Annotated in this window: 1 protein-coding gene; it reads right to left on the minus strand. The window is 62.9% G+C overall.

The features are described from left to right. Nucleotides 1-1,465: beta-eliminating lyase-related protein (locus NW856_RS02730; protein WP_414398973.1), on the minus strand; the 1,465-nt coding region annotated here is incomplete at both ends.

The raw sequence follows: 1,465 nt of genomic DNA on the forward strand, positions 1-1,465 counted from the left end.
CCCCCCCGTGGGGAATGCAGAAGGTCTTGTGCAGGTTGAGGTGGCAGACATCGGCCCCCAGCTCGGCAGGACGGCAGAGGCCCACCTGAGCGTTGAGGTTGGCCCCATCCATGTACACCTGTCCCCCCGCCTCGTGGATTATCTGGCAAATCTCGCGGATCCCTTCCTCAAACACACCGTGGGTAGAAGGGTAGGTGATCATCAAGGCGGCCAGCCGCTCCCCGTGCTGCTCCACCTTGGCCCGCAGATCCTCAATGTCGATATTGCCGGCTTCATCACAAGCTACGCTCACCACCTGCATCCCCGCCATCACGGCGCTGGCCGGGTTGGTTCCGTGGGCCGAGGTGGGGATCAAGCACACCTGCCGCCGGCTTTCCCCTCTGGCTTGGTGGTAGCGGCGGATAGCCAACAGGCCGGCATATTCCCCCTGAGATCCGGCATTGGGCTGCAGAGAAACTCCGGCAAAGCCGGTGATCTCCGCCAGCATCTTTTCCAACTGGGCAAAAAGGGCTTGATAGCCACGGGCCTGCTCCAGGGGCACAAAAGGATGGAGCTGGGCAAACTCCGGCCAGGTAACCGGCATCATCTCCACCGTGGCATTCAGCTTCATGGTGCAAGAGCCCAAGGGGATCATGGAATGGGTGAGAGCCAGATCCCGGCTTTGCAGGCGGTGGATATAGCGCAGCAGCTCAGTTTCCGAGTGGTAACGGTTAAAGACCGGATGGGTGAGGTAGGGGGTGGTGCGCAGGAGCTGGGGCGGCAGGCTCTGGCCCAAGTCCAGCTCTGGGCTGTCGGGATCCCAAGCGGGCGGTAAGGACTCCGTTCCGCTGCGGGGAAGGGTTCCGGCGAAGATCTCCCACAGATCCCGCAGATCCTGAGCGGTGGTAGCCTCATCCAAGCTGATCCCCAGCGTCTGGTCATCGATCTGGCGTAGGTTGATCTGTCGCTGGGCAGCGCCGGCCTGGATCGCCTGCACCTGCTCTGGAGAAGCTACCTTGACCCAGAAGGTATCGAAGAAATGCTCGGGCCCCACCTCATAACCCAACTGGCAGATCCCAGTGGCCAAGTGATGGGCCTGGCGGTGGATGCGCTCGGCTATGTGTCGCAAGCCGCGGGGGCCGTGGTAGACGGCATACATAGAGGCCATCACCGCCAAAAGCACCTGGGCAGTGCAGATGTTGCTGGTGGCCTTGTCCCGCCGGATGTGCTGCTCGCGGGTCTGCAACGCCAAGCGCAGGGCTGGCTTGCCTTGAGCATCCTGAGAAATCCCCACCAGCCGTCCTGGCAGCAGCCGCTTGTGGGCCTCGCGGGTGGCGAAGTAAGCCGCATGGGGGCCGCCATAGCCCAAAGGCACGCCGAAGCGCTGGGTGGATCCCACCACGATGTCCGCTCCCCACTCTCCTGGGGGTTGCAATAGGGTTAAGCTGAGCAGGTCGGCAGCCACCGTCACCACCATCCCCTTCTG

Origin of the sequence: Synechococcus sp. R3-13 (assembly GCF_047462195.1) — a bacterium.
GTDB lineage: Bacteria > Cyanobacteriota > Cyanobacteriia > Thermostichales > Thermostichaceae > Thermostichus.